Raw genomic sequence first — 1666 nt, 5'->3', positions numbered from 1 at the left:
CCTAGGAGCGTGAGTCAGTAACGCCTATTTCGGCTTGATACCGCGGAATACGGGTCCATGTCTCGGCGTGGGTTGGGTGTTGCTGGCCCGGTAGCCAATGGGGGAATTGTGGTTGTGCCGATCGAAAAGAGGGCCACGGTCGCGTTGACGGCGCAGGCGCGGTTGCTCCCGCCGCCGGCAGGGCGCTTCCGCCCTGCTCTTTAGGTTGCTGGCCGAGCTATCAGCGCGGCCGGTGCGGCCAGAAGCGCCTTAGTTTGCAAGGTGTGCAGCTTCATTAGGTTGTGGCAGGCCGCGATCAGGTCCCACTCGTGCGCTGCTTGCTCCAACCCGCGCAGCAACACGAACTTTCCTTGCCGAGTGTGAATCTGACCGAACACGGGCTCCACGATCGCTTTGCGCCGCGCATAAACGGCGCGGCCCTTCTTCGTCTTGAGCTTTCGCGCCATGCGCTCCCGAAGCGTCGCATTCGCGGGGATCCGGCCCCGGGGAACCTCAGGAACGTGCTCGCCGTGTTTCACCCGGCCGGTCGCGATGAAAAACTCGGTCCTGCCGTCGCTGGATACCTCCAGGCTCGTGGCGTAGCCCAGATTTGCTGCTGAACAATACCCGGCATCCGCCAGGACCTGCCCGGGCAGAACTCCGGTCGTGGCCTGAAGTTTCTCGATCATCGGCACGACCTGTTCAACATCCACGCCGACATTCGTCAGCGTCGTCGCGACGATGACTTGATGGTCTGCATCAACGATGGCCTGTGCGTTGTAGGCGTAGTGGAACGACCCGTCGGCGGTCTTCATGATCCGAGAATCCGGGTCGGTGAAGTTGCGTTGAGCCTTCGGCCTCACGACCGCATTCTTCGCCGCATCGTCACCTTTCTGCGCAGCAGTGTCGTCGTCATCGCCCTTGTCCCGGGCTTTCTTCTCGGCGTCTTTCCGAGCCCGGACGGCCGCGTCGGCCTCCAACGCGGCGCGCGCTTCGGCCAGTTTCACCAGGCGTGTCTCCCGCCGCGCGAGCTCCGGCGGCAACTCATCACCGCGTTTGTCTTTTCCGAAACGAGCGTCCTCCGCATCGTCGATCGCGTCCGCGTCCGCCAGCAGCGCGGACACTTCGTCGGCGAGGACTTTCTGCTTCTCCGTCAACCGGGCGTAACTCATCGCCTTGCGCCGAGACGCATTCGCGCGCACCTTCGTGCCGTCCAACGCGACCTGCCCGAGCGAGACCATCCCGGCGGCGCGACACAGTTCCAACGCCTGCAAGAACACGTTCCCCAGACTGGAGAGGTGACGTTTCCGGAACCGGGCGATGGAACGAAAATCCGGTGCCTGCTGCGCGGCCAACCAGCGAAACGCGACCACGTCCACGCAGACCCGTTCCAACTCGCGTGACGAGCGAACACCGACGCAATACCCGTAAAGCAGCACCCGGACCATCAGTCGAGGGTCGTAGGGCGGCTGGCCCTTCGACTTGGCGTAAGAGGCGTAGAACTTCTTCAGATCCAGCTGAGTTTCAACGATGTCCGCGATGAAACGGGACAGGTGATTCTGCGGCAGCCACTCATCCAACGACGGCGGCACCAACATCACCGCCGCCGGCTCAAACGTCCTAAACCGCTTGTTCACACCCGCGCCAGCCTCGACCCCGTCATCCACGACCACGTCCACGTCCACGT

1 protein-coding gene is annotated in these 1666 nt (G+C 63.2%); it reads right to left on the bottom strand.

The annotated features are described in order from the left end of the window. Positions 1-200: 200 nt before the first annotated feature. Complete coding sequence (locus BMW72_RS18210) at positions 201-1616, bottom strand: IS1182 family transposase (RefSeq protein ID WP_092113167.1); 1416 nt, start codon at positions 1614-1616, stop codon at positions 201-203. Between the last annotated feature and the right edge of the window lie 50 nt (positions 1617-1666).

Source organism: Cryobacterium luteum (assembly GCF_900110125.1).
GTDB lineage: Bacteria > Actinomycetota > Actinomycetes > Actinomycetales > Microbacteriaceae > Cryobacterium > Cryobacterium luteum.
The sequence above is the reverse complement of the archived record's forward strand: the minus strand, read 5'-3'. Positions and strand labels throughout refer to the sequence as shown.